The sequence below is a fragment of the Pseudomonas sp. MTM4 genome (genome assembly GCF_019355055.1).
Taxonomy (GTDB): domain Bacteria; phylum Pseudomonadota; class Gammaproteobacteria; order Pseudomonadales; family Pseudomonadaceae; genus Stutzerimonas.
On the sequence record NZ_CP048411.1, the window covers coordinates 3,200,250 to 3,224,378 of the forward strand.

At 61.5% G+C, this 24,129-nt stretch carries 23 protein-coding genes; 13 read left to right on the plus strand and 10 right to left on the minus strand.

Annotated features, from left to right (window positions below; genetic code table 11):
• Positions 1-125: 125 nt before the first annotated feature.
• Complete coding sequence (locus tag GYM54_RS14815; RefSeq protein ID WP_131649318.1) at positions 126-1,145, minus strand: AraC family transcriptional regulator; 1,020 nt, start codon at positions 1,143-1,145, stop codon at positions 126-128.
• A 143-nt stretch (positions 1,146-1,288) separates the two neighbouring features.
• On the opposite strand from GYM54_RS14815, the gene GYM54_RS14820 reads away from it, so the two are divergent.
• From GYM54_RS14820 to GYM54_RS14835, 4 genes are all read left to right on the plus strand, one after another.
• A complete protein-coding gene (locus tag GYM54_RS14820; RefSeq protein ID WP_181099301.1) occupies positions 1,289-2,185 on the plus strand; it encodes a TauD/TfdA family dioxygenase in 897 nt (298 codons plus the stop codon).
• Positions 2,182-2,973: a 2-keto-4-pentenoate hydratase gene (locus GYM54_RS14825; protein ID WP_131649319.1), complete on the plus strand. Its 792-nt coding sequence runs from the start codon at positions 2,182-2,184 to the stop codon at positions 2,971-2,973. The genes GYM54_RS14820 and GYM54_RS14825 overlap by 4 nt, the downstream gene beginning before the upstream one ends.
• Before the next feature lie 349 nt (positions 2,974-3,322).
• Positions 3,323-4,666, plus strand: coding sequence for an MFS transporter (locus GYM54_RS14830; RefSeq protein ID WP_131649320.1), 1,344 nt, complete (start codon positions 3,323-3,325; stop codon positions 4,664-4,666).
• Between the two features lie 326 nt (positions 4,667-4,992).
• Positions 4,993-5,925, plus strand: a complete 933-nt coding sequence (locus GYM54_RS14835; protein ID WP_131649321.1) for an AEC family transporter — start codon at positions 4,993-4,995, stop codon at positions 5,923-5,925.
• A 77-nt stretch (positions 5,926-6,002) separates the two neighbouring features.
• Here GYM54_RS14835 and GYM54_RS14840 read toward each other — a convergent pair whose 3' ends face one another.
• Positions 6,003-6,950, minus strand: coding sequence for a class I SAM-dependent methyltransferase (locus GYM54_RS14840; RefSeq protein ID WP_181099304.1), 948 nt, complete (start codon positions 6,948-6,950; stop codon positions 6,003-6,005).
• Positions 6,951-6,986: 36 nt separating this feature from the next.
• Positions 6,987-8,438, minus strand: a complete 1,452-nt coding sequence (locus GYM54_RS14845) for an iron-containing redox enzyme family protein (protein ID WP_181099306.1) — start codon at positions 8,436-8,438, stop codon at positions 6,987-6,989.
• Between the two features lie 190 nt (positions 8,439-8,628).
• Between GYM54_RS14845 and GYM54_RS14850 the strand changes: the two genes are divergently transcribed.
• Positions 8,629-8,847, plus strand: a complete 219-nt coding sequence (locus GYM54_RS14850; protein WP_181099308.1) for a hypothetical protein — start codon at positions 8,629-8,631, stop codon at positions 8,845-8,847.
• Between the two features lie 167 nt (positions 8,848-9,014).
• Positions 9,015-9,347 carry a PilZ domain-containing protein gene (locus tag GYM54_RS14855; RefSeq protein ID WP_131649325.1) on the plus strand — a complete coding sequence of 111 codons (333 nt, stop codon included), beginning with the start codon at positions 9,015-9,017 and terminating at the stop codon, positions 9,345-9,347.
• Between the two features lie 141 nt (positions 9,348-9,488).
• Here the strand turns inward: GYM54_RS14855 and GYM54_RS14860 are convergent, their stop codons facing one another.
• The 7 genes from GYM54_RS14860 to GYM54_RS14890 all read right to left on the minus strand — a co-directional run bounded on the left by GYM54_RS14860 (position 9,489) and on the right by GYM54_RS14890 (position 16,753).
• Positions 9,489-11,585, minus strand: a complete 2,097-nt coding sequence (locus tag GYM54_RS14860; RefSeq protein WP_181099310.1) for a flagellar biosynthesis protein FlhA — start codon at positions 11,583-11,585, stop codon at positions 9,489-9,491.
• Positions 11,582-12,721 carry a flagellar biosynthesis protein FlhB gene (gene flhB / locus GYM54_RS14865; protein WP_181099312.1) on the minus strand — a complete coding sequence of 380 codons (1,140 nt, stop codon included), beginning with the start codon at positions 12,719-12,721 and terminating at the stop codon, positions 11,582-11,584. The genes GYM54_RS14860 and flhB overlap by 4 nt, the downstream gene beginning before the upstream one ends.
• A complete protein-coding gene (fliR, locus tag GYM54_RS14870) occupies positions 12,714-13,493 on the minus strand; it encodes a flagellar biosynthetic protein FliR (protein WP_131650012.1) in 780 nt (259 codons plus the stop codon). Before fliR ends, flhB begins: the two co-directional genes overlap by 8 nt.
• 20 nt (positions 13,494-13,513) lie before the next feature.
• A complete protein-coding gene (locus tag GYM54_RS14875) occupies positions 13,514-13,786 on the minus strand; it encodes a flagellar biosynthetic protein FliQ (RefSeq protein ID WP_197444825.1) in 273 nt (90 codons plus the stop codon).
• A 1,007-nt stretch (positions 13,787-14,793) separates the two neighbouring features.
• Entirely contained in the window at positions 14,794-15,549 is a 756-nt protein-coding gene (gene fliP, locus GYM54_RS14880) for a flagellar type III secretion system pore protein FliP (protein WP_197444826.1), read from the minus strand.
• Positions 15,546-15,917: a flagellar motor switch protein FliN gene (gene fliN / locus GYM54_RS14885; RefSeq protein ID WP_131649330.1), complete on the minus strand. Its 372-nt coding sequence runs from the start codon at positions 15,915-15,917 to the stop codon at positions 15,546-15,548. The genes fliP and fliN overlap by 4 nt, the downstream gene beginning before the upstream one ends.
• Positions 15,914-16,753, minus strand: coding sequence for a FliM/FliN family flagellar motor C-terminal domain-containing protein (locus tag GYM54_RS14890; RefSeq protein ID WP_131650013.1), 840 nt, complete (start codon positions 16,751-16,753; stop codon positions 15,914-15,916). The genes fliN and GYM54_RS14890 overlap by 4 nt, the downstream gene beginning before the upstream one ends.
• 443 nt (positions 16,754-17,196) lie before the next feature.
• Here GYM54_RS14890 and GYM54_RS14895 point away from each other — a divergent pair, with 443 nt between their 5' ends.
• From GYM54_RS14895 to GYM54_RS14925, 7 genes are read left to right on the plus strand one after another with little or no spacing between them, the layout of a single operon-like run.
• On the plus strand, positions 17,197-18,588 hold the full coding sequence (locus GYM54_RS14895) for a sigma-54 dependent transcriptional regulator (RefSeq protein ID WP_197444827.1): 1,392 nt from the start codon (positions 17,197-17,199) through the stop codon (positions 18,586-18,588).
• A 27-nt stretch (positions 18,589-18,615) separates the two neighbouring features.
• Complete coding sequence (locus tag GYM54_RS14900) at positions 18,616-18,936, plus strand: flagellar hook-basal body complex protein FliE (protein WP_131649332.1); 321 nt, start codon at positions 18,616-18,618, stop codon at positions 18,934-18,936.
• A gap of 20 nt (positions 18,937-18,956) precedes the next feature.
• Positions 18,957-20,630, plus strand: a complete 1,674-nt coding sequence (gene fliF / locus GYM54_RS14905) for a flagellar basal-body MS-ring/collar protein FliF (RefSeq protein ID WP_197444828.1) — start codon at positions 18,957-18,959, stop codon at positions 20,628-20,630.
• Positions 20,602-21,669 carry a FliG C-terminal domain-containing protein gene (locus GYM54_RS14910; protein ID WP_181099316.1) on the plus strand — a complete coding sequence of 356 codons (1,068 nt, stop codon included), beginning with the start codon at positions 20,602-20,604 and terminating at the stop codon, positions 21,667-21,669. Before fliF ends, GYM54_RS14910 begins: the two co-directional genes overlap by 29 nt.
• Positions 21,670-21,675: 6 nt before the next feature.
• The gene (fliH, locus tag GYM54_RS14915) at positions 21,676-22,374 is read left to right on the plus strand and encodes a flagellar assembly protein FliH (protein ID WP_131649335.1); all 699 of its coding nucleotides are present in this window, start codon (positions 21,676-21,678) and stop codon (positions 22,372-22,374) included.
• Between the two features lies 1 nt (position 22,375).
• Entirely contained in the window at positions 22,376-23,707 is a 1,332-nt protein-coding gene (fliI, locus tag GYM54_RS14920) for a flagellar protein export ATPase FliI (RefSeq protein ID WP_181099318.1), read from the plus strand.
• The gene (locus tag GYM54_RS14925) at positions 23,704-24,129 is read left to right on the plus strand and encodes a flagellar FliJ family protein (protein ID WP_197444829.1); all 426 of its coding nucleotides are present in this window, start codon (positions 23,704-23,706) and stop codon (positions 24,127-24,129) included. Before fliI ends, GYM54_RS14925 begins: the two co-directional genes overlap by 4 nt.

Genomic DNA, 24,129 nt, shown 5'->3' on the forward strand with positions numbered 1-24,129 from the left:
ATGGCTGCAAAATCGCAGCGTCGGAGTTCCACGGGTTCAAGGTTTCCTGCCCGTGGGGCGCTGACGCACGGCACGCGGTGTGCCGATTGTCGCTTGGGGACTCAAAAATCTCAGCCGCGGCCGATCTATAGTGAGTTCCGGCGTTGCCAATGACGGGGCGAGCAGCCGGTCCAGCGGCTGAACGCCCGGGAAAAGCTGGCTGCCTCGGCATAACCCAGGCGCTGTGCAATGTCGTTGAGGTCCAGGCGCGACTTGCTCAGCAGGCGCTCGGCCAGGCGTTGTTTGATCTGCTCGTTAAGCTGTTGGAAGGCATGGCCCTCAGTCGCTAGACGGCGGTACAGCGTGCGCTCAGAAAGGCCTAACCGCTCGGCCACTGTGCGCCCGCTGAGCAGGTTGACCGAATCGCGTATCAGCACCTGCTGCACCAGACGCGCGGTGGGAGGCTTGACCAGACTGTGAGAAATCTCGACACACAGCCGCTCGCACAACTGCTCTCCCTCGCTGTGAGCGCCGATATGTGCTTGTGGAAGGCTGGACTGCAGATCGGCATGGGAAAACAGAATGCCGTTGCGCGCGGCGTTAAATTGCACTGGATAGGGAAAGTCACGCTGCAACAGGGTCACATCGGTTGGGGCGTCACAGGTCATCTCTACGACCAAGGGAGCGACCGGTCGCTGCAGCAACTCGGCAGCCACGCCCAGGCAGGCCGACAGGCCGCGCTCGATGACGAAAGCACGGGCATCCTGAGGTAGAACACTGGCATCGAACAGCAGCCAGAGGCCGCGCCGATCCGCCTCGATGTGTCGTGGACAGAGCGTCAACCCCAGCAAATGGAAACGGCCGAAGGTGGCGAACGCTTCGCCGAGGGTGCGGCTGGCCAGCATGGTAAAGCCCAGCAGCCCCAGCGAAGTCAGGTGGTAACGCTGCCCTACGGTGAAGCCCAAGCCCTGCCGTCCGGCATGTTCGATCAGGTTACGGATCACCGCTAGCTCCTGCCAGGCTTCGATCTGAGCATTCGGCTGGTGCATTGCATCGCGGGTGATAGCACTGCCAATCAGGCAGGTTGCGGCGTCCACGCCTTCCGCCTGGGCGGTTTCCAGCAGGTAGAGCACGCCAGTGAGTGGGCGGCTTTGACGCCAATCCATCAGGTGTTCTCCTCACGTCAAGCCGCGTTCGCAAACAGCAAAGCCGCTGGCAGTAACTGTCATTTATTGGCAGTCATGATCATAGATGAACGTGGCGCTCGCATCGCATCCTGCTGATACCCATCTCCACATGAGTGTTAGCCATGAGCGAGTTCATCTACACCCTGCCCAGCCACAATCGCGCAGCCGACTACCGCCATTTCCGTGTGACCCCGACGACCGGGGCCATCGGCGCGGACGCCGCAGATGTCGATCTCACTCGACTGGACACCGATGGCTTCGCCGAGCTACGCCAGGCGCTGCTCGCGCACAAAGTAATCTTCATTCGCGACCAGGCCCTGAGCGTCAGCGACCTGGAGCGGGTTACCCAGCACCTTGGTGAGTTCGGCCGCGAGCCCTATGTGACTTGCATGAAGGATCACCCGCACGTGGTGCACGTGGTCAAGGAATCCAACGAAGAGGCGCCCTTCGTGTTCGGCGGTGCCTGGCATACGGACTGGACCTTCCAGCAGCGTCCACCGGCCTTCACTCTGCTCTACGGCCACGACATTCCGCCCTACGGCGGTGACACCTGCTTCGCCAACATGGTGCTGGCCTACGAATGGCTCTCGCCGGGCATGCAGGCGCTACTGGAAACCCTCGATGCGGTACACAGCCCGGAGCGCGCCTATGGGTCGAACGCCAACCACAACGCGCTGCTGGAGAACATGACAATCAACTATGGCAGCGATACCTCGCAGGACATGCATAGCCACCCGCTGGTGATCCGGCATCCAGAAACCGGCAAGAAGGTGTTGTTCATCAACCCGGCATACACCTCGGGAATCAAAGGCTTGCGCGCCGATGAGGCACGGCCGTTGCTCGACTATCTGTTCAACCTGGCGACCACGGAGGCCTTTACCTGTCGCATGCGCTGGCGCCAGGGCACCCTGGCGATCTGGGACAACCGCAGCACCTGGCATATGCCAGTAGCCGACTACCATGGCATGCGCCGCGAGATGTTCCGTACCACCGTGGTCGGCGAGGTGCCAAGCCGATGAAGCAAACCATCAGCGACGCGCGCCTGCTAGCCGCGGCCAGCAGCCTGGCCGTGGCGCGTAGTCAGCGTCAGCCTGGGCCACGGGTCAGCGAAACCTTCGCCCTGGCCAGCCTGGACGAAGCCTATCAGGTGCAGACGGCAGGCCTGCAGCTCGCCCTGACGGAGGGCCGCAGCTTGAGCGGCGTGAAGGCCGGGCTGACCTCTGTTGCACTGCGGGCGGCACTCAAGGTCGAGGAGCCGCTGTATGGCTGGCTGTACGCCGACACGGCTTGTCGCTCGGGTGCAACCATCGCCTGGGAAAGTCTGCTGCAACCCAAGGTCGAGATTGAGCTGGCACTGCTGCTGGCCCACGACCTGCCGGCTGGCGAAATCAGTCAGGAGCAATTGCTGGCCAGCATTGCCGGGGTGATACCGGCGCTGGAAATCAACGACTCGGCCATCGATGGCTGGCAACTGACTATGCTCGACGCGGTTGCCGACAACCTGTCTTCGGGACTCTATGTGCTAGGCAACCAGACGGTTCCATTGGCGCAACTGCAAGGGCAGACACTGCTCGCCGACCTGTACAAGAATGGAGAGCCGGTGCAGACCGATATCGCCCTCTCGCTGCATGGCTGCTTGAGCACGGCGCTGTGGCTGGCGCGCAAACTGACCGCGCTCGGCAGGCCGCTGAGGGCTGGTGATGTGCTGCTGACCGGGGCGTTGGCGCCGATCGCCGAAATCGCCCGTGGCGACCGGCTGTGTTTTCAGGTGACGGGACTGGGCGAAGTGACGTGTTCATTCAGCTGATGGTACCAGGTGTTGTGATCAACCGGGACGCCCTTAGAGGTCATGCATTAGGGGGCCCGCTACGCGCGCTGGCACTGGGCCGACCGAGGCGTCCTGCCGACAGGCAACACACCGAAGCGCGCACGCATCCGCGACGATGGAATACTTCTCGGGCCTAGAGGAAGACCCAGACAGCAGGCGCTTGTTCTTCAGCGACTAAGGGAGGCCATTAGCGCGTGACGTGCCGGAATAAAGGCAGTGGGCAAACCGGGACCGGCAAGGTATATCCGAACGCAGCCTGGCTAGCCATGTGAGCTCGATCCGAAGAACAAAACTAACTAAGGTCGGTTGCAATCCAGAGGAATAATCAATGACAGCGATTCCACTGCCGAAGGGTGAGGCGATCGTCGAGAGCGATGCCGAAAAGGCAATCTTCTCAAAGATCAATTGGCATATCCTGCCGCTATTGCTGGTCGCCTACTGCTTCGCCTACATCGATCGCATCAATGTTGGATTCGCACAGCTCCAGATGAAGAATGACCTGTACTTCAGTGATCATATCTTCGCCCTTGGCGCCGGCCTGTTCTTCGTCGGCTATTTCCTCTTCGAAGTACCCAGCAACCTGGTGCTGGAGAAGATCGGCGCGCGCAAGACGATCCTGCGCATCATGCTGTGCTGGGGCGCCTGCGCCACGGCCATGGCCTGGGTCACGGCACCCTGGCAGTTCTACGTGCTGCGCTTCCTACTGGGGGCGTTCGAGGCCGGCTTCTTCCCTGGCGCGATCCTCTACTTCACGTTCTGGTATCCGCCTGCGCGGCGGGGGAGAGTCATCGCCACCTTCATGACGGCGACCGCCATTGCCGGGATCCTCATCGGGCCGCTCAATGGAGCGCTGATGAAGTTTGGCCAGGGCCTCATGGGCTATCACGGCTGGCAGTGGATGTTCATCGCCAACGGCGCACCCTGCATCCTGATCGGCGTGCTTGCCTACCTCCTGCTGAGCGACGGCCCGGCCACGGCATCGTGGCTGACGGACCAGGAAAAGAGGATATTGACCGAACGCTTGGCAAGGGATCGCGTCGCATCGACTCCAAGCGGCCATAGTGCCCTGCGCACTCTTCTCAGCGATCCCAAGATTTACATCCTCTCTGCGGTCTACTTCCTCATGAGCGGCGCGGTCTATGCGCTGCTGTTCTGGGCACCCACGATGATTGCGAGCTGGGGCGTAAAGGATGTGTTCCATATCGGCCTGCTCAAAGCCCTGCCCAACATCGTCGGCGCCGTCGGCATGGTGCTCATCGGGCTGAGCTCCGACCGCATGAACGATCGGCGCGGGCACTATGTGTTCTGCGTGGGCCTGATCGCGGTCAACTTCGTGGCCATGGGATTCGCCAACGACGACCTTGTGTGGTCGATGATCTTCTATTGCATCGCATCGATCGGCATCGCATCCCTCACACCACTGTTCTTCGCCTTCGTCAGCGAATATCTATCGAAGGAAACGGCGGCAGGCGGGATCGCGCTCATCAGCTCGTTGGGAAATCTGGGGCCAGCGGTGACCCCATCCATCAGCACCTGGATCCTCACTTCCACGGGGCAGAACCGGTACAGCCTGTTCTTCATCGTCTCGCTGTATGTCATGGCGGCCATCATCATGGCCGTTGCGGCGCGGCCAAGAAGGCAGGCCACGGTTGGGGTGGCTCAGCCTATTTAAAGGCGCGAACAGCCGATGCTCTGTTCCGGACTGAGTGGGCGCGGGCTCAAGGTGGAAATGTCCGCCGCAAGGAGTGTCCATGATCCATGGCTAGAACATGTTTTCCGCAACCCTTCAAGGGCGAGGCGGTGCCGGTACACCGCTTCGTCATGTGATTCTGGCGCTGGCATCGCTGAAAGCCTGCTGGCAAATGAAACGTCAGCAGGAACAGCGCTCCGATAACTCGCGAAGAAGCATTTCTGCTAAGGTTTGCCGCCATTCATTCCGGCCGCACCGCCGTTCCCGCGCCGCCAGCCTGCTGTCGGCAAGCCTGCCGTTGAGAAACCATGTCTGCCGTTGTCAATGTCGTCCTGCCGGTTTTTGCCCTGATTTTCCTTGGCTTTCTGTGCCGCCGCACGGGGCGCATGGGCCCGAACGGAGCGTCCGAACTGAATCGCTTTGTCGTCTGGCTGGGGCTGCCCGCGCTGCTGTTCAGCGTGATCGCCACCTCGACCTGGGAACAGCTTTGGCAGCCGGGCTTCATCGTCGCCTTCACGGTGGGCTGCCTCGGCGTATTCGCTTTCACCCTGATTTATCGGCTGTTGCAGAAGCAGCCGCTGGTCGATGCCAGCCTCGATGCGCTGGGCGCGTCCTACGCCAATACCGGCTACGTCGGGATTCCGCTGTGCATGCTGGTGCTCGGTGACGAAGCGCTGCAGCCGGCCATGGTGGCGTCGATCATCGTTGTCTGTGTGCTGTTCGCCATCGCCTTGGCTTGCGTGGAAACCGGGTTGCACGCCGGACAGGGCTTCACTCGTACGCTGGGTAAGGTCAGCGGCGCGCTGCTGCGCAACCCGCTGGTGGTGGCGCCTTTGCTGGGTGGCGTCTGGGCCGCGAGCGGGCTGGTGTTGCCGGTGCCGCTGGCGACCTTGCTCGAGTTGCTGGGCGCGGCGGCGGCGCCCTGCGCATTGGTGTCGCTGGGACTGTTTCTGGCTCAGCCGCAGCCTGGCGGCACGGCAACCGGCGTTTGGCCGCTGGTGATGTTGAAGCTGGTGGTGCAGCCGCTGATTACTTGGTATCTGGCTTTCGAGGTGTTTGAGCTGCCGGCGCTGTGGGCCTATTCGGCGTTGCTGCTGAGTGCGCTACCCACCGGTACCGGCCCGTACATGCTCGCTGAATTCTACGGTCGCGAGGCGTCACGGGTTTCGCGGGTGGTGCTGTACTCGACCCTGGGCTCGCTGATCACGCTGTCGGTGTGCCTAGTGCTGCTGCCAGTCTGAGCCGAGCGCTGCCCGGAGCGCCGGCCGACTCATAGGATGGATGCAACTCAACAATTCACACTGACGCGTCGCGTCGATCACCTTGCCGGCCGGGTCACTTCCAGCACCACGGCGGCAATCCGGTCGCACTCGGTGTAGGCGCCGTCGAGCAGTTCTTCGCCGAACACGTCCGGGTCGACTTCGCGGTAGCGCCATTGCAGGCCGCGTCCTTCGAGGCGCTGGCTGACTTCCTTCAGGAATGGGTCCCGATTGTCGACCATCGCCACGCCTGTATAGAGCAGCAGCGTGCCGCACGGGGCGAGGCGCTCCAGCGCACTGTCGAAGATCGCCAGCGACAGCCCGGCCCCTAGCGGCCCGCCTCCGTGGCGGTAGGCGCGCTCGCTGGGGTCGATCAGATAGGGCGGGTTAGCCAGGATCAGATCGAATTCGCCATCGACATCCTTGAGCAAGTCGCTGTGCTGGGCTCGCAGGTTGTCAGCACCGGCCAGCGCCGCGTTGATGCGGGTCAGGCGCAGCGCGGATGGATTGATGTCCACCGCCAGCACTTCAGCCTGTGGTCGAGCCAGTGCCGTGAGCACGGCGCCGGCCCCGGAACCGCAGCCAATATCCACGGCACGAGAGATATTGCCCTGATGGTTATTCAGGTGCGCCTGAATGGCGTTGGCGAAACGGTAGGTATCCGGACCGAAGAACACCGCGTCCGGCGCATCGGTGGGGTAAGCCGAATGCACGAATAGCTGACCATCCAGGCTCGACAGCCGTACCTGGCTGCGCCAGCGCGAATCGCTGGGTGCCAGTACGCCGGCCTGATCCATCAGGCTGAACAGCGCCGGAGGCAGCAGCTCATGCTGAAACGGTCGGCTCCAGCCGAAGACGCCGCTCAGGTCTTTGGCCAGTGCGTTTTCGATTCGTTGATTGACCCGCTCGTGGGTCAACGGAGTGGGGGTGATGAAGTGATAGCCGCGCTCGCGCAGCGCCTGAGCCAAGTGCAGCAGCGCACGGTCTTGGGCATTTTCCAGCGTCATGGGGTTCCCTGGCGAATTCGCCTCAGTTGAACGGTTTCAGTTGAAGAGTCCGGTGAAGATCCTGGTGGCCAGCAGGCCGGCGGCGCTGTGGTGGCGCGTCGGAGACAGCAAAGGCAACAGGTGACGCATGCGAGCGTCACGATTGGGCAGTTGTGCCAATTGCTGTTCTAGCAGTTGCGTCTCCTGATCGAAGTCACTGACCGTCTGGCTTCGGTTCTGCACCAGTGCCGGCTTGGCCGGACGTTCGTTGACTGCCTGTCGGCGGCCACTGAACTGGCTCTGGCGCTGCGCCAGTGCGGGGTGCGGCTTGCCGCGGGTCGATGGCTGTTCGGCCAGCCAGTCGCCAGCAATCCAGTCGTGAATCAGCTGCTGCTCATGGGCGCTGAATACGCCGAACATCGGCCCCTGTTCGCCGGCCACCAGCTGCCAGAAGCGGCTATGCTGCGGGTCTTCATGGCGCTTGATCCAGCCGCGGCGCTGCAGGGTATCGAGAAACTGCGGAATCTGTTCCGGCTCGGCCAGCCATTGGTTCACCGTGCGACCATCGAAGCGGCAGTAGTCCGAATGCACGAACTGCCCGACACCGGCTTTTTTCTCCAGCACGCGCAGCACTTCCTGCTCGGCGTCGAAGCCTCCAATCACCGACAGCGTGCTGGCGCCAAGCTCGTTGAGGCGATAGCCGTTAATGACCCGACGATAGAACTTCTCGCTGTCCCCGATCTGCGGCCAGGCCGCTAGCAGGCCCTGTATGGCCTTCTTCGCATGGCCGTTGTCGGCGTTGTCGACGGTGACATGCAGCGTGAAATAGTAGGGATCGATGCCCAGCTCGGTGAGCTCGTACGAACTGATCAGTAGATGCAGCGGCAGCTGTTCATAACCGAGATTGAAGCCGATCACCTCGGGCAGGAAATGCTCGGCATGTTCGGCCAACGCCAACTGGATCGCGCCCTGGACGAAGTTCTCGTCATCCAGATTCTGCCAGTCGTCGCACCCCTGACTGGCGAGCAGCTTGCGATAAAGCACCACATGGTTCTTTTCCGGCTGCCCCTCGCCGAGTTCTTCGAGATAGGTCTGGATCAGGGCGGTGAAACGCGCGTCGTCCCAGCGCTGCAACAGCCCGTAGAGCCAAGCACCGTCGACCAGCTTGGTCGGCGCCACGCCTTGCAGAAAATGCAGCGCGTGGGCCTTGCTGGAGAAATAGCGGCGCGGTGCCCCGGCGCGGCGCGCATCGAGATAGCTTTGATATTGGCCGCCGACGCTGGCGGTATGCGCTTCGAGCCATTCACCGAGCCCTGCCGGGTCCGGCGGTAGATCGCAGGGCAGTGCCGCCGCGGTCTCCAACTGAGCGTTGAGATACTGCGCGGCGTCGGCACGCACGCTCTCGCTGGCCGGCGCATCGAGCAGCGCGAAATAGAGCGCTCGGGACGGCGCTGCGATCTCGGGCGCAACGGGAGCGGCATCCATGGGTAGGCTTCGAGTCAGTTGCATAAGCTCACACAGCGGCTAAGGAGGAAGTCCCCCGATGCTGTTTTGGCCTTTACCCAACCGGATAAGTTCAGCGCACCCGTCGAGTGGCCGGTCATCCCGCAAGGTGAGTCTTCATGCAACTTCCGAGAGGCGTCGTCTTCCTACCTATTCAGGTGCACGAACGTTTTCAGCGAAACCAGAGGAGGTCCCCATGAACCCATCCGAACGCGGCAAGGAAAATCTCGACGCCATCACCGACCGCGACGACCAGCGCATCGACCGGGCCGGTGGCAAAACCAATGGCGAAGCCGCCGGCGGCGACCGCAGTGACGTACCCGGCGGTGCTTACAACGTGCCGCCGAACATGGCCGACGAAGTCAGCGAAGACGACGCATTGCAGCACCGTAAACCGCAGAAGCCGGAGCGCTAGCTGCTTGCGCGGAGTAGGTGCGGGCCTGAACTGCCAGGGGGAAAAATATTATCCCCGGCGCTTAATTTTCCCTGCGATCTGGTCGCCTGCTGCCTTTTACACCACGCCCGTCGCCGCGGCCGCGGTGACACCGGCTGTTGCCGAACAAAGGACTGCAGAGTTTCGCCATGCGCCAACACAGCCGCCTTACCTTCCGTCATCTGAGCCGTATACAGGTGACCAATCGTCTCAGCGGCGATCCCATGGGCTACATCGGCGACCTTTCCATCGGCGGTCTGCGTTTAGTGGCCAGGCAACCCCTGGTCATTGGTGGCTGCTATGAGATGTGCCTACACGTGCCGGACCACGGTGAGCGGCTGCGCGAGGTCGATGTTGTTGTGATCTGCCAATGGGTGCGCAAGGATTCACGGCGTGATTCGTTCGAGATGGGCTTTGCTCTCGATCGCCCTTGCCCAGCTTTCGTCGAAATGGTTGCGCAGCTGCTGCCCAGACGGCGCTGATCTGCATCTGGCAGCCCGCGGCGGAGCCGGTTAGGCGAGGCGAGGCGAGGCATATTCGCAGCAGTGCGGCAACGCTTGCGGGGCGACTGGGTGCCGCCACCAGGCGGATGCCGCAAGGCATAGTCCTAGACCTGTTAGTTGCTAGCCTAACGTGCCGAGAATATTCACTCCCACCCGATCCGGAATCTCGTTTTGCGACAGCACATGCAGGCCTGGGCTGAACACCCGTGCGTAGCGTGACAGCAGCGGGCGCAACTGCGGCATCACGGTGAGGATCGGCGGATGGCCATCCTTGCGCAGCTTTTCCTTCACCACCGGCATGCTGTTCTGCAGCTGGTTGAGCAGGCTCGGCTCCACCGGAATGTTGTCCAGGCTCACCTGACCGGCCTGCTGGGCGATGGCCAGCGCGTTGAGCAGGGTGTTTTCCAGCGCGTTTTCCAGCACGAACACGGCCAGTTCGCGGCGATCGCCAGCGATCATCGAGACGATGCTGCGGCGCAACGCGTAACGCACGTCGGCTGCCAGCAGCACCGGGTCCTTGGTGGTTTCGCTGCATTCAAGCAAGGTGCTGGCGATGGTTTCGATGTCACGCAGTGGCACTTCTTCCAGCAGCAGCTGGCGGTAGACGCGCATTTGCTGGGTATAGGTCAGCGCGGCCTTGAGGCTTTCGGCGAGCTTGGGCGCTTGCACGGTCAGACGCTGCATCAGGTGCTCGACATCGTCGTGCTTGAACAGGTCCGGCAGATGCTCACGCACCACCTTGTTCAGATGCGTGGCGACCACGCTGGCGCAGTCGATTACCTGATAACCCAGGTTCAACGCGCGCGACTTGTCGGACGGCTGAATCCACACCACCTGCATGCGGTACGCCGGGTCGATGCCGAGGATGCCGTCGATCTCGCCGTAGAGTTCCGGTGAAGGAATCGCCATCAGACGGTCAGCGTGCAGCTCGGCGCCATCGATCTTCTCGCCGTTAATGTAGATGTCGTATTGCGAAGCCTTGAGCCGCAGACTGTCGCGAATCTGCACTTCCGGCAGCAGAAAGCCCAGGTGCTCGGACAGCGTCTGCCGAACGCCGCGCACCCGTGCCGGCAAGGGCGCACCGGAGGCTTCGTTGACCAGCCCTACCAGCTTGTAGCCCAAGGAAATCGACAGCCGCTCGACCAGCGGAATGTCTTCCCAAGCCAGCGATTGTGCCTTTTCCTTGTCCATCGCCTGGCCGATGGCCTGGATTTCCTTGAGATCAGCCCCGGCAGCCGGCGGCTCATGCAGCGACACGCGCCAGCCGATGAAACCGATCAGCGCGGCGAAGCCGATGAAGGCCAGGTGTGGCATGCCCGGCACCAGGCCGATGACGAACAGGATGCCGGCCACGGTGTACAGCGACGCTGGATTGGCCAGCAACTGGCGCTGTACTTGGCTGGTGATGTCGCTGGATTCATTGATCCGGGTGACGATGATCGCTGCCGCCGTAGCCAGCAGCAGCGCCGGGATCTGCGCCACCAGACCGTCACCGATGGTCAGCAGGGCGTACTGCTTGAAGGCCTCGCCCGCCGCCAGATCGTGAACGAAGACACCGATGGCGAAACCGCCGAAGAGGTTGATCAGCAGGATCAGGATGCCGGCGATGGCGTCCCCGCGAACGAACTTCGAAGCACCGTCCATCGCACCGTAGAAGTCGGCTTCCTTGGCTACTTCCTGGCGCCGCGCCTTGGCTTCCTCGTTGGTCACCAGGCCGGCGTTGAGATCGGCGTCGATAGCCATCTGTTTGCCCGGCAGGGCGTCCAGAGTGAAGCGCGCGGTGACTTCCGATATCCGCTCGCCGCCCTTGGTGATGACGATAAAGTTGATGATCATCAGAATGATGAACACCACTAGGCCGACGATGAAGTTGCCGCCGATCACCACCTCGCCGAAGGCTTCGATCACCTTGCCCGCCGCGCCGGTGCCGGTGTGACCTTCGAGCAGCACCACCCGGGTCGATGCGACGTTAAGGCACAGGCGCATGAGCGTGGTGATCAGAATCACTGTCGGGAACAGCGAGAAGTCCAGCGGGCTTTTCGACGACACACTGACCAGCAACACCAGAATCGACATGGCGATGTTGAAGGTGAACAGCACGTCCAGCAGCTGCGGAGGCAGCGGCAGGATGATCATCGCCAGGATCGACAGGATGATCAGCGGGATTCCAATCCGACCGCTGCTGAAGGTCGGCGTCAGTTTCTGAATCAGGCTCATGTTCGGGCTCGGTTGAACAATTCTTCGGGAATATGGATGTCGCTTGCCAGCTTGGGCTTGGCCCGCCGACCCTGCTTCCAGGCCTTGAGCTGGAGGATGTAGGTCAGCACATGGGCGACCGCGGTATAGAGCGGTGCCGGGATCTGCTGGTTGACCTGGGTGCTGAAGTAGATCGCCCGCGCCAGCGGCGGTAGTTCGACCACCTCCAGCCCGTTGGCCTGGGCCAGCTTGCGGATGTACAGCGCGGTTTCATCGACGCCACGGGCAATAACGAAGGGCGTCTCGGCCTTCTTCGGGTCGTACTTCAAGGCCACCGCGTAATGCGTCGGGTTGACGATCACCACGTCGGCATCCTTTATCACCCGGCTGATCTGGCGCTGGGCCAGCTGGCGTTGCAGCTGCTTGATACGCGCCTTCACTTCGGGGCGGCCTTCCTGATTCTTGTGCTCTTCCTTGCGCTCCTGCTTGGTCATGCGCATTTTTTTCAGAAAGAAGAAGCGCTGCAGCGGGATGTCGATCAGTGAGAACAGCACGAATACCAACAGCAGCGAGATGGCCAGGTTGAACGTCAGCGAAAAGGCACCGCCGATGGCGTTGGCGATATCGGTTCGCTGCAGGGCGATCAGCTGCGGCGCTGCGTAATATAGCTGGCCGATGGCGACGCCCAGCAGCGTTGTGATCTTCAGCAGCGACTTGAGCAGCTCGGTCCAGTTCTGCGCGCCGACCATCCGCCCCAGGCCCGTGATCGGGTTGAGCTTGCTGAACTTGGGCGCGAAGTTCTTCGAGGCGAATACCCAACCGCCCGGCACCAGACCAAAGGCGATGACCAGAATCGGTGTGATCAGCAACGGCAACAGCACGCTGACGAACAGCAGCAGGTTGTGGGTAAGAATCAGCTGCAGATCGTCGAGGCTCATCTCGCTTTCGTGGAAGTTGATGTATGAGTAGCTGAACGCCTGCTGCATGCCATCGAAAAAGAAGCCGATGCTGAATTTGAGTACCAACAGCGTCACCAGCAGCGAGACCGTGGTGGCGACGTCCTTGGAGCGGGTGACCTGGCCGTCGTCGCGACTCTTCTTGAGTTTCTGCTCGGAGGCCTCTTCGGTTTTGTCCTGGCTGCTGTTCTGCTCAGACATCGCGGCCGCTCCGCAGGATCTCGCCGATGTTATCCAGCAGCTCACGCGTCAGGTGCAGATAGGCTTCCGACAGGTTCGGCAGGGTCAGGTAGATCAATACCAGCCCGGCGATGATGGCCATGGGAAAACCCAGGGAAAACAGGTTCATTGCTGGAGAAATGCGGTTGAGCAGGCCGAAGCAGAACTGCACGATCGTCATGCAAAAAACGATCGGCAGGGCAATGAGCAAGGCTGCCGAAATCACCCAGCTCATTGACCAGGCGATGGTTTGCAGCCCGTCGAAATGGATGCCGCTGCCGATCGGCCAGTAGACGAAGCTCTGGTAGATGATGGTGACGGTTACCAGATGCCCGTCGATGGCGAAGAACAGCAGCGCCAGCAGGATGAAGTACAGCTGATAGATGATCGAGGCCGATGACACGCCGTTCATAGGGTCGTTGAACACTGCCATGGACAGCCCCAGCTGGGTCGAGACGATATCGCCGATCAGGGTGAACACGGTGAACACCAGCATCAGCGCCAGGCCCAGCAGCAGGCCCATGGCGATCTGCTCGAACGCGGTGAGAATGCCCTTGAGCGACAGCGGGTCGAGCGCCGGCGCGGCTGGGAGCGCGGCCGTCAGCACCACCGTCAGGGCGATGGCGAGCAGCACGCGGACGCGCACGCTTAGCGATTTGTGGCTGAACATTGGCGCCAGGCTGAACACGGCCATGATCCGGCAGAACGGCCACCAATAACCCAGCAACGATTGCAGGTACTGACCGGCCTGCATGATGGGTTCGTTGCCCATGGCTAACCAACCAGCCGCCCGGCTTGGGTGAAGGTTTCGATGAACAGGTCGCTGAACGTGCGCAGGATCCAGTGGCCGGCGAATACCAGCATGCCGAGGGTGATCAACAGGCGCGGGAGGAAGCTCAGCATCTGTTCGTTGATCTGGGTGGCCGCCTGGAAAATGCTGATCAGCAGACCGCCGAGCAGGCTCGGCACCACCAGCACGCAGACCACCAGCACGATGATGTGGACTGCGTTGGAAATGATATTGACGGCGGTGTCGGGGGTCAGCATGGGAGCACCTGGAAGGTGAAGGCGTTTCGTGCGATTCGGCTCACAGCACTGCTATGTAGGAGCGAGGGGGACGCCGAGTTCTTGGCTCGCGAAGCTTTTACGCTTGGGGCACGGCTTATTAGCGGAGTTGTCCGACACATTGGTTTCGCCCTGCTGGGCGACTCACTTTTTTCAAACGCGAAAAAAGTAAGCAAAAACGCTTGCCCCTGCATCCGGCCCCGGCTGCGCCGAGGTTCCCTCGCTCCGGTGACGCTCCAGGGGCCCGCCGCGAAGGGCCATCCATGGCCCATCGCGGCTCTCGCGGCATCCATGCCGCTCAACCCCTTCCGCGCCACCTGCGCTCGGCCTCCTGAAAGGGGCGATACGGTGGCGTCTGATGGGCCGTGCAACGAAGCGGATATACGGGCTACAGGGGCGCGTAGGGTGGGTAATGCGGAGCTTACCCGCCGATTTTCGCAGCCGGAGTTCGACGTCAGTTCCTGCGTCGATGTCGGCGGGAAATGCTTCGCAGTTTTCCGCCCTACAGAATTTTCGTCTTTGTTCTGGGCGTAAACGCCGCAACGTTGGGTCGAGATGCTTTTCCGATTTTCCTGCGCACGATCCAGCAGACGACGCCGAACGCCCCTTTCAGCAGGCCGAATGGAATCGCTGCGCAGAGGGGCGAGCGGCATGGATGCCGCGAGAGCCGTGAAGGGTCGGGGCCGCCGTCGGTATGGATGGCCCTTGCGCGGCGCCCCTCGGAGCAGCGATGGAATGAGGGAAGTCGAGCGAAGCGAGACCCGGATGTAGGGGCAAGACCTTTTGGTTCCTTTTGTTGGTGCAACTGCCAAAAGGGACTCGCCCAGCAGGGCGAAACCAATGCTTCGGCCCAGTTCGATAATGAGCCTGATGCACCGAACCCAAATCCCGAAAGCTCCGCGAGCAAGGACTAGGCGTCCCCCTACGCTCCTACCAAATCGGCCGATGAGTGGATTCAAGCGCGCGCGAGCAGCATTCATCACCGCCACCTAAAACGGCTGCACGCTGGTCGTCAGCGTTCCCATCAACAGGGCCCAGCCATCCACCAACACAAAGATCATCAGCTTGAACGGCAGCGAGATCATCATCGGCGATAGCATCATCATGCCCATCGCCATCAGCACGCTGGCCACGACCAGATCGATCACCAGAAACGGCACGAAAATCATGAAGCCCAGTTGGAAAGCGGTCTTCAGCTCGCTGAGCACGAAGGCTGGCAGCAGCAGCGAAAAGTCCAGATCATCAAGGTTTTCCGGGATCTGCTCGCCCGCCAAGGACACCATGGTCTCCAGTGAGGTCTTGTTGGTCTGCGCCAACATGAACCCTGAAAGGCTGTCTTTGGACAGGTCCAGCGCCTGCTCCAGACTGATCTCGTCATTCTGGAACGGCTCGAGGGCCGTGTTGTGAATCTCCTGCCAGACCGGACGCATCACCAGCAGCGTGACGATCAATGCGATACCGACCAGCACCTGATTCGGCGGGCTCTGCTGCAGGCCGATGGCCTGGCGCAGGATCGCCAATACAATGATGAAGCGGGTGAAGCAGGTCATCATCATCAGCATCGCCGGCAGGAAGCCGAGCAAGGTCATGAGGATCAGAATCTGAATCTTGACCGAGAATTCCTGACCGTTCTCGGTATCGTTCAGGTTGAACAACGTGATCTCACCGCCGGCAGCCTGAGCCACCAGCGGGAACAGGCTGACCAGCACCAGGCACAGCAGCACCAGCCCGCGACGCAGTTTCATTGGGTCAGTGCATCCAGGCTGGTGCCCGACAGTTCGACGATGCGCAGGCCGTAGCTGCCGTTCATTACCACCACTTCAGCCTTGGCGAACAGGGTTCCGTTGACCTTCACGTCCAGCGGCTCGCCGGCCACTTTGTCGAGCACGATGACGCTGCTGGTGTCGCACTCCATCAGTTCTTTCAGCGAGATTTCCGCCGAGGCCACTTCCAAGGTGACATTGACCGGGATCTTGCCGAAGAAACTCAGGTCCTGGCGCGGTACCTGCGGCTGCGGGGTGGGGGCGACGGCTGACTCTTCGGCCGCGTCGAGGCTCAGGTCGCCCTCGTTGATGAGGTTCTCGAATTCGTTGTCGGACAGTTGACCGGTCATTGGGATTTCACGCTTTCAAGTGAAGTGAGGAACAAGGCGCCGTCTTCTTCAAAGACAGTCCCCCGGAAAAGCTTCTGCTGATTGATGCGCACCTCATAGCGATCCAGCGGACGCACCATGAGGATGTCGTTGAGCTGCAGGCCGAGCACCTGCGACAACGGCATTTGCGCCGAGGCGACCACGCAGTCCAGGCGTACCGGAAGATGCTTGATGTGATCGACCGGGTTGCCGCTCTGCCGATTGGGCAGCGGGCCGGCCAGGCGACTGGTCAGTTCATCGACCAGATCAGTATCCAGATGAATGAAAATCGACGAGCGGCTGTTGGTCAGATGGCTGATGTACTCGAACTCCGCCACGTACTCCCAGCTGGTTTCTTCGTAGTCATTTTCATACCGCTCGAGTTCGCCAAAGGTTTCACCGGACAATATCGAGCGCGCAAATATATAAGTCAGGTCAAGGCCCAAGCGATTACGCATCCGTTGTTCGGATGTGCTGATCGGTGGTGTGTCCTGGCTAGGTACGATAGTTCCGCCGTAATAACACTCTAGCGCCTCGGTAAGCAGGGCGCGATCAATGGAAAAACCAACTTTCCCCATCGGGGATCGATAGATGCAGTCTGGCGGCCTTTTATTGGGCTCCTGCACATCGACTTTGCTCAGTTCCAGGCTAATACGGTAATTACGCAGGAAGTAGTCACCAATCAAGCGCGGATTCTTGTTGGTGGTTTCTTTTATGAACTGAGGAATCTTGTGATGATGCCGGCCAAGCTTCTGCGGTTTCAATACAGTCAGGCTTTGGGCGGGCACGCCATGATGGACTTTGGAATTGCCAGACATGTTGTGAACTGTATGTCCTGGTTCTTGCGCGGCCGGCGAGCCGGCAACACGGGGTATAAGCAGAAGATTATTTGGCCAGGGCGGATTTTGCGGCGCCCGAGATTCAGGCACGGCTCTAGCGTGCCGCCAGTCTAGGCATAGGCGCGAGGAAGGATTAAATCAATAAGTATCAAATGACCTTTTTTGAGATCACTTGCGAGCTTCTGATTTAATTTTAGCGGAACTGATTGGGCGGCTCCTGGAGGGCTTGTTAACGTGCGCGCATTGTTTCGGGGCAGTTAGCTATTGTTGGTCGTTCGTTCTGGTTGAGTTGGACAGGCAGGGCGACGGAAGTTCCGGAAAAGTTAAATATTTTTTCTTCGGCGAAATCCGGCGTTGTGCTCGAGCGAGTCGACAGGCGCGTCAGCGCCAAGGTGGTCACATTGAAAAGTGTTAGTCATGCAATGAGCTACTCATGCGAAGAGCTATTTGCTCCGGCGCCGGCATCAGCGCGCAAGAAAGTCATCATTTTCGATAATGCCGCCGAGACGGGTAGTGACTTCCTTAATGCAGGGTTGCGCAAGGAAGGTTGCGCGGTCTTTTCCTATGCAAGCCTGAACGATTTGGACAATGCGGCGCTGAAAAACACCGCCCTGGTTTTTGTATTTATCGGCGGTGTGGAAGAGCAAACTTTATATACGCAGGTTGAATCACTGATGCGGCGCGGCCGTAATATCAGTGTCATTCCGGTTGTGCAGTACGCGGATCAGGAGAAGGCCGCGACATTGCTTGAGCTGGGGTGTGTGGATTACCTGCTGTCGCCGTTCAGCGACAGCCAGCTCAGCGCCCTGTTGCGCCGTCAGGAATACGCCGATGCAGCGCAAGAGAGCTTCGTAACCTGCTCTAAGGCTGGCCGTCGCTTGTTGGCCATGGCCCAACGCGTATCACTGACCCGCGCACCAATTCTGATCACCGGCGAAACCGGCACTGGTAAGGAGCTGATGGCGCGTTACATCCATCGTTTCTCCGCCAACGCCGATGCTCCCTTCATTGCAGTGAACTGCGCAGCCATTCCCGAACAGATGCTCGAATCCATCCTGTTCGGACATGAAAAAGGCGCCTTCACGGGCGCGGTGACAGCCCAGCCCGGTAAGTTCGAGCTGGCCAATGGCGGCACCTTGCTGCTCGACGAGATCGGCGAGCTGCCGCTGGGCCTGCAAGCCAAGCTGCTGCGCGTGCTGCAAGAGCAGCGTGTCGAGCGCCTGGGCGGCCGCAAGGAAATCGAGCTCAACGTCCGAATCATTGCCGCGACCAACCGGGACCTGCAGTTGGAGGTCGCCGAAGGGCGCTTTCGCTCGGACCTGATGTTCCGTCTCGACGTGTTGCCGCTGCATATCAGCCCTCTGCGCGAGCGTAAGGAAGACGTGCTTCCGCTGGCCCGCCGTTTCGTTGCCAAGTACGCACCGCAGGAAGCCGGCGAAGAGCTGTTCACCAGCGACGCCTGCCGCGCCCTGTTGCAGCACGACTGGCCGGGCAATGCTCGCGAACTGGAAAACACCGTGCAGCGCGCGCTGGTGCTGCGTAACGGCCTGTTCATCCAGCCGCAGGACTTGGGCCTGGCGGCGCAGCCGCAGGCGGAAGTGCGTGCCGAACGCCCGCCGCAGCCCATCGTCGAGACGGGCAAGGCCGCCCTGCGTGCCAGTGGCAAGTGGGCCGAGTACCAGCACGTGATCGACACCATTCGCAGGTTCGACGGGCACAAGTCCAAGGCCGCCGCCAGCCTCGGCATGACCTCGCGGGCCCTGCGCTATCGCCTCAATGCCATGCGCGAGCAGGGCATCGAGCTGAATTTCTAATTCCGACGTATCAAGGGAGAGCCAGCGATGAGTTCAATCATGCAGGTGCAGCAGGACATGCTGGGCCGGATGCAGCAGCTTGCGAATGTCGCCGAGGGCCCGGGCATCAAGCCAGCCAGCCAGACGGCGCCGGACGCGGGCAACGTATTCATGGCGGCGATGCGTTCGGTGGATGCTCAGCAGCATCACGCCAGCGCGGCAGCGGCTGCGGTGGATAGCGGCAAGAGCGACGATCTGGTCGGCGCGATGATCGACAGCCAGAAGGCCAGCGTGTCGTTTTCCGCGTTGCTGCAGGTGCGCAACAAATTGACCACGGCGTTCGACGACGTCATGAGAATGCCGCTGTGATCGGGCGTGAGAGCTAAGACGTGCTTGAGAAATTAAAGAGCAAGCTGCCTGCCGGCGGCCTTCAACTTGACCCGCGGGTAACGCTCGCCGGCATGGCGGTGATCGCCGCCGCGCTGGCCGTGGCCGTGGCGTTCTACCTGTGGCGCGACAATGGCTCGTTCCGCCCGCTGCATGGCGCCGGCGAGGCCTTTCCAGTTTCAGAGGTAATGCAGGTGCTCGATGGCGAGGCCGTGCAATACCGCATCCATCCGCAGAGCGGACAGATTCTGGTGCGTGAGGAACAGCTGTCGCATGCGCGTATGCTGCTCGCCGCCAAGGGCGTGAAGGTGGCGATGCCGGCCGGCTACGAGCTGTTCGACAAGGAAGAGCCGCTGGGCACCAGCCAGTTCGTTCAGGACGTGCGTCTCAAGCGCAGCCTGGAGGGCGAACTGGCGCGTACGGTGATGTCGCTCAAGGGCGTTCAGCATGCCCGGGTTCACCTGGCACAGGAGGAGAACAGTTCCTTCGTGGTCAGCAAGCGTGCACCGGCCAAGGCATCGGTGATGCTGCAGCTGGAACCCGGCTACAAGCTGGGCGCTGATCAGGTCGGCGCGATCGTCAATCTGGTCGCCGGCAGCGTGCCCAACCTCAAGCCCGAAGATGTCGGCGTGGTCGATCAGTACGGCGCGCTGCTCTCGCGCGGGCTGAATGTCGGCGGCGGCCCGGCGCAGAACTGGGGCGCGGTGGAGGATTACCAGCAGAAGGCCGTAGCCAATATCGAGCAGGTGCTGGCGCCGGTGCTGGGCAACGGCAACTACCGCATCAGCGTCGCTGCGGACATCGATTTCAGCCAGAAGGAAGAGACGTTCCAGTCCTATGGCGATACGCCGCGTCTGCGTCGCGAGGTGCTGAGCAACGAAAGCGCACTGGATCAACTGGCACTGGGCATTCCCGGCTCGTTGGCGAATCGCCCCGTGGCGCCGCCCCAGGAAGGCGAGGAAGCGCCGGCCGAAGGCGAAACCAAGGGCGCGACCTCCCTGCGTGAGGAATCCACGCGCCAGCTGGACTACGACCAGAGTGTGGTCCATGTGAAACACGCCGGCTTCGCCCTGCGCCAGCAGAGCGTGGCGGTGGTGCTCAACGCCGATGCCGCGCCCGAGGGCGGCTGGTCCGACGAGGCGCGCGCCGAGCTTGAAGCCATGGTGCGCAGCGCTGTTGGTTTCAAGCAGGAGCGCGGTGATCTGCTGACCTTGAGCGTGCTGCCCTTCGCGGCGGTGGAAGTCATCAATGGACACGTGCCTTGGTGGGAGAACACCCAGATCCATTCGCTGGTCAAGCTCGGCGTAGCGGGCCTGATCGCCTTGTTGCTGTTGCTGATCGTGGTACGCCCGGCGGTACGCAGCCTGACAAAGCGCAATGACGAACCCGTCACAGAAACGCTTGAAGGCGCGCTCGCCTCTGCCCCGGTGCAAAGCGCTATCGAAGCCGAGACCCGCGCCGCCTTGACCAGCCCGCGCCCGACGGCGACCGATGGGGCGCACATTTTCGGTGAACTCAACCCGCTCTCGGAAATCCGCCTGCCGGCGCCGGGCTCGGGTCTGGAACTACAGATCGAGCACTTGCAGATGCTCGCCAAGAACGACCCGGAACGCGTTTCGGAAGTCATCAAGCACTGGATAGGCCGCAATGAAAGAGACCTCAACCCAGCCAGCTGAGTCGGCATCCGGCTCAAGCAAGGAAATCAAGGCGCGCCCGGTGCAGCTGCGCTCGGTGAGTTCGCTGGACCAGGCGGCGATCCTCATGCTGAGCATGGGCGATGACATTTCTGCCGGCATCCTGCGCAACTTTTCTCGCGAAGAAATCATCAGCATCAGCCAGGCGATGGCGCGGTTATCCAACGTCAAGCAACCAATGGTTTCCGACGTGATCAGCCGCTTTTTCGACGATTACAAAGAGCAGAGCAGCATCAAGGGCGCTTCGCGCACCTATCTGTCGGGCATGCTCGGCAAGGCGCTGGGCGGCGACATCACGCGCAGCCTGCTGGACTCCATCTATGGCGAGGAAATCCGCGCCAAGATGGCCAAGATGGAATGGCTCGATCCCAAGCAGTTCGCCGCGTTGATCGCCAAGGAGCACGCGCAGATGCAGGCGGTGTTCCTCGCGTTCCTGCCGCCGGGCATGGCCACCGATGTGCTCGAATGCATGCCGGCCGAGCGGCAGGACGAGCTGCTCTATCGCATCGCCAACCTCAACGAGGTCAACAGCGACGTCATCGCCGAGCTCGAGCAGCTGATCGACCGCAGCCTGCAGGTGCTCTCGAACCAGGGCTCGCAGGTGCGCGGCGTCAAGCAGGCGGCAGACATCATGAACCGCTTCAAGGGCAACCGTGACCAGATGTTCGAGCTGTTGCGCGCGCATAACGAAGACCTGGTGACCAAAATCGAGGACGAGATGTATGACTTCTTCATCCTCTCGCGGCAGAACCAGGATGTACTGCAAACCCTGCTTGAGGTGATCCCGCTGGAAGAGTGGGTGGTTGCGCTCAAGGGCGCCGAGCCCGCGCTGGTCAAGGCAATTCAGGCCGCGATGCCCAAGCGTCAGGCGCAACAGATGGAGTCGATCAACCGCCGCCAAGGTCCGGTGCCGCTGTCGCGGGTCGAGCAGGTGCGCAAGGACATCATGGCGGTGGTCCGCGAGATGTCCGCCGACGGCGATCTGCAGGTACAGCTGTTCCGCGAACAGACGGTCGAGTAAGCGCCGATGAGCATCAAGATAATCAAGGGCGAAGGCCGCTCCTGGCGGCCGTTCCGTTTTCCGCCGCGCGTGCGCACCGCCGCTGAGATGTCCGACAGTGTTGCCGGGGACCCGGCTGCGCTGCAACGCGCCGTCGCCGATGGTTTTCAGGAAGGTATCGACAAAGGCTACGAGCAGGGGCTGGAGCAGGGCCGCGAAGCTGGCCACCGCGAAGGCTTCGAGCGCGGTATCGAGGATGGCAAGGCCATCGGTCGCGAGGAAGGCCGTGCCCAGGGCCGGAAGGCTTTTGACGAGGCGGCACGGCCGCTGGATCAGCTGATCGAAAGCGTCGAGCGTTTTCGCCACGATTTCGAGCAGGCGCGTCGCGAGCAGTTGCTGGAACTGGTGCAGAAGGTCTCCAAGCAGGTGATTCGTTGCGAGCTGACTCTCCATCCGACTCAGCTCTTGAGCCTGGCCGAGGAAGCCTTGGCGGCCATGCCCGGCGATCAGGAGGACGTGCGCATCCTGCTCAACCCCGAAGAGTGCACCCGGATCAAGGAACTGGCGCCCGAGCGGGCGGCGGCCTGGCGTCTGGTGCCAGATGAAAAGCTGGCGCTCGGCGAGTGCCGCGTAATTACTGCCGAATCCGAAGCCGACATCGGCTGCCAGCAGCGTCTGGATTCGTGCATGGATACGCTGGCCGAACACATCAAGGCAGAAGCCTGAAATGTCCCTGCGCGAGAGCTTCCGACTCGATGAGGCCCTGCGCTCGCTGGACACGGTGCAGTTGGCCAAGGTCAGCGGCCGGCTGGTGCGCGTCTCCGGCATGCTGTTGGAAAGCCTCGGTTGCCAGCGCATGACCGGCCAGCGCTGCTTCGTCGAACAGGGCGACGGCAGCATGCTCGAAGCGCAGGTGGTGGGCTTCAACCGTGACATCACCTACCTGATGCCGTTCAAGAAACCGGTTGGTCTGACCTCGGGTTCCCGAGTGTTTCCAGCGCCGGATGACGCGAAGCTGCACATTGATGAATCCTGGCTTGGCCGGGTGGTCAACGGCCTTGGCGAGCCGCTGGACGAGCTGGGCAAGCTCAGCGGGCGCGACCCGTTGCCTGCCGAGCTGCCGTCGGTCAATCCGCTCAAGCGCAAGCCGGTCAGCGAACCGCTGGATGTCGGCGTACGCGCGATCAATGCCACCCTGACCCTGGGCAAGGGTCAGCGTGTGGGCCTGTTTGCCGGCTCCGGCGTGGGCAAGAGCGTGCTGTTGGGGATGATCACGCGGCAAACCAAGGCCGATGTGGTGGTGGTCGGGCTGATCGGTGAACGCGGTCGTGAGGTGCAGGAGTTCCTGCTGCATTCGCTCGGCGAGGAAGGCCTGAAGAAAGCCGTGGTGGTGGTCGCGCCGGCCAACGAATCGCCACTGATGCGCCTCAAGGCTACCGAGCTGTGCCACAGCATCGCCGCCTATTTTCGTGACCAGGGCAACGATGTGTTGTTGCTGGTCGATTCACTGACCCGCTACGCCATGGCCCAGCGCGAAATCGCCTTGGCGCTGGGCGAGCCGCCGGCGACTAAGGGCTATCCACCGTCGGTATTCGGCATGCTGCCGGAACTGGTGGAAAGCGCCGGCAATGGCGCCAACGACAATGGCAGCCTCAGCGCCCTTTACACCGTACTCGCCGAGGGCGATGACCAGCAGGACCCGATCGTCGATTGCGCACGGGCGATTCTCGACGGGCACATCGTGCTTTCGCGGCGCCTGGCTGATGCCGGGCACTACCCGGCCATCGATGTCTGCGCTTCGGTCAGCCGCTGCATGAGTCAGGTCGGCCAGCCACCGCACCTGGGCGCGGCGCGCCAGCTTAAAGAGCTTTACAGCACCTACGAGAAGATCAAGGAGCTGATCCCGCTGGGCGGCTATACGCCCGGAGCGGACATCAAAACCGACCGCTCCGTGCAGCTCGCACCGACCATCGAGCGTTTTCTGCGCCAGGAAGTGGGCGAGGCGGCGGAGCTGGAAACCAGCCTTACTCTCCTGCAGAGCATCATCAGGAAGCCATGAAACAGCAGATCGAGACGCTCTCGCGCCTGGCCAGCCTGCGCAGCAACCGGGTCAAGCAGATGCTTGGACAGGTGCAGTACCAGCAGAACCTTTGTCAGCGCTATCGCAACAACATTACCGGTTTGAGCCGTCTGTGTGGCTTCAGTGTGCCGATGAGCACCCCGTTGCAGCGTGATAATCAGCAGCGTTACAAAGCCACGTTGTACAAGATGGTCGAACTGCAGCGCCGCGAACTGGCTGTAGCCGAACAGGCGCTGGCGCGCATCCAGCAGGAGCTAATGCAGGCCATGCGCAGCGAGAAGGTCATCGAGCATGTGATCGATGCCAAGATCCAGCAGTGGCAGCAGCTGTTGCTGGCTCAGGAGCAGAAGATTCAGGACGGCCTGGCGGCGCAGAGCTGGTGGCGGGGTCGGATTGCCTAG

What these genes read in the sequence shown, in the direction of transcription:
- GYM54_RS14840 (WP_181099304.1), bottom strand. Translation starts at nt 6,950, where the DNA reads ATGACGCTGGAAAATGCCCAAGACCGTGCGCTGCTGCACTTGGCTCAG.
- GYM54_RS14890 (WP_131650013.1), bottom strand. Translation starts at nt 16,753, where the DNA reads ATGTCTGGCAATTCCAAAGTCCATCATGGCGTGCCCGCCCAAAGCCTG.
- fliI (WP_181099318.1), top strand. Translation starts at nt 22,376, where the DNA reads ATGTCCCTGCGCGAGAGCTTCCGACTCGATGAGGCCCTGCGCTCGCTG.
- GYM54_RS14895 (WP_197444827.1), top strand. Translation starts at nt 17,197, where the DNA reads ATGAGCTACTCATGCGAAGAGCTATTTGCTCCGGCGCCGGCATCAGCG.
- GYM54_RS14845 (WP_181099306.1), bottom strand. Translation starts at nt 8,438, where the DNA reads ATGCAACTGACTCGAAGCCTACCCATGGATGCCGCTCCCGTTGCGCCC.
- flhB (WP_181099312.1), bottom strand. Translation starts at nt 12,721, where the DNA reads ATGTCTGAGCAGAACAGCAGCCAGGACAAAACCGAAGAGGCCTCCGAG.
- GYM54_RS14830 (WP_131649320.1), top strand. Translation starts at nt 3,323, where the DNA reads ATGACAGCGATTCCACTGCCGAAGGGTGAGGCGATCGTCGAGAGCGAT.
- fliR (WP_131650012.1), bottom strand. Translation starts at nt 13,493, where the DNA reads ATGCAGGCCGGTCAGTACCTGCAATCGTTGCTGGGTTATTGGTGGCCG.
- fliN (WP_131649330.1), bottom strand. Translation starts at nt 15,917, where the DNA reads ATGACCGGTCAACTGTCCGACAACGAATTCGAGAACCTCATCAACGAG.
- GYM54_RS14815 (WP_131649318.1), bottom strand. Translation starts at nt 1,145, where the DNA reads ATGGATTGGCGTCAAAGCCGCCCACTCACTGGCGTGCTCTACCTGCTG.
- GYM54_RS14820 (WP_181099301.1), top strand. Translation starts at nt 1,289, where the DNA reads ATGAGCGAGTTCATCTACACCCTGCCCAGCCACAATCGCGCAGCCGAC.
- GYM54_RS14925 (WP_197444829.1), top strand. Translation starts at nt 23,704, where the DNA reads ATGAAACAGCAGATCGAGACGCTCTCGCGCCTGGCCAGCCTGCGCAGC.
- GYM54_RS14910 (WP_181099316.1), top strand. Translation starts at nt 20,602, where the DNA reads ATGAAAGAGACCTCAACCCAGCCAGCTGAGTCGGCATCCGGCTCAAGC.
- GYM54_RS14855 (WP_131649325.1), top strand. Translation starts at nt 9,015, where the DNA reads ATGCGCCAACACAGCCGCCTTACCTTCCGTCATCTGAGCCGTATACAG.
- GYM54_RS14850 (WP_181099308.1), top strand. Translation starts at nt 8,629, where the DNA reads ATGAACCCATCCGAACGCGGCAAGGAAAATCTCGACGCCATCACCGAC.
- fliP (WP_197444826.1), bottom strand. Translation starts at nt 15,549, where the DNA reads ATGAAACTGCGTCGCGGGCTGGTGCTGCTGTGCCTGGTGCTGGTCAGC.
- GYM54_RS14825 (WP_131649319.1), top strand. Translation starts at nt 2,182, where the DNA reads ATGAAGCAAACCATCAGCGACGCGCGCCTGCTAGCCGCGGCCAGCAGC.
- GYM54_RS14835 (WP_131649321.1), top strand. Translation starts at nt 4,993, where the DNA reads ATGTCTGCCGTTGTCAATGTCGTCCTGCCGGTTTTTGCCCTGATTTTC.
- fliH (WP_131649335.1), top strand. Translation starts at nt 21,676, where the DNA reads ATGAGCATCAAGATAATCAAGGGCGAAGGCCGCTCCTGGCGGCCGTTC.
- GYM54_RS14900 (WP_131649332.1), top strand. Translation starts at nt 18,616, where the DNA reads ATGAGTTCAATCATGCAGGTGCAGCAGGACATGCTGGGCCGGATGCAG.
- GYM54_RS14860 (WP_181099310.1), bottom strand. Translation starts at nt 11,585, where the DNA reads ATGAGCCTGATTCAGAAACTGACGCCGACCTTCAGCAGCGGTCGGATT.
- GYM54_RS14875 (WP_197444825.1), bottom strand. Translation starts at nt 13,786, where the DNA reads ATGCTGACCCCCGACACCGCCGTCAATATCATTTCCAACGCAGTCCAC.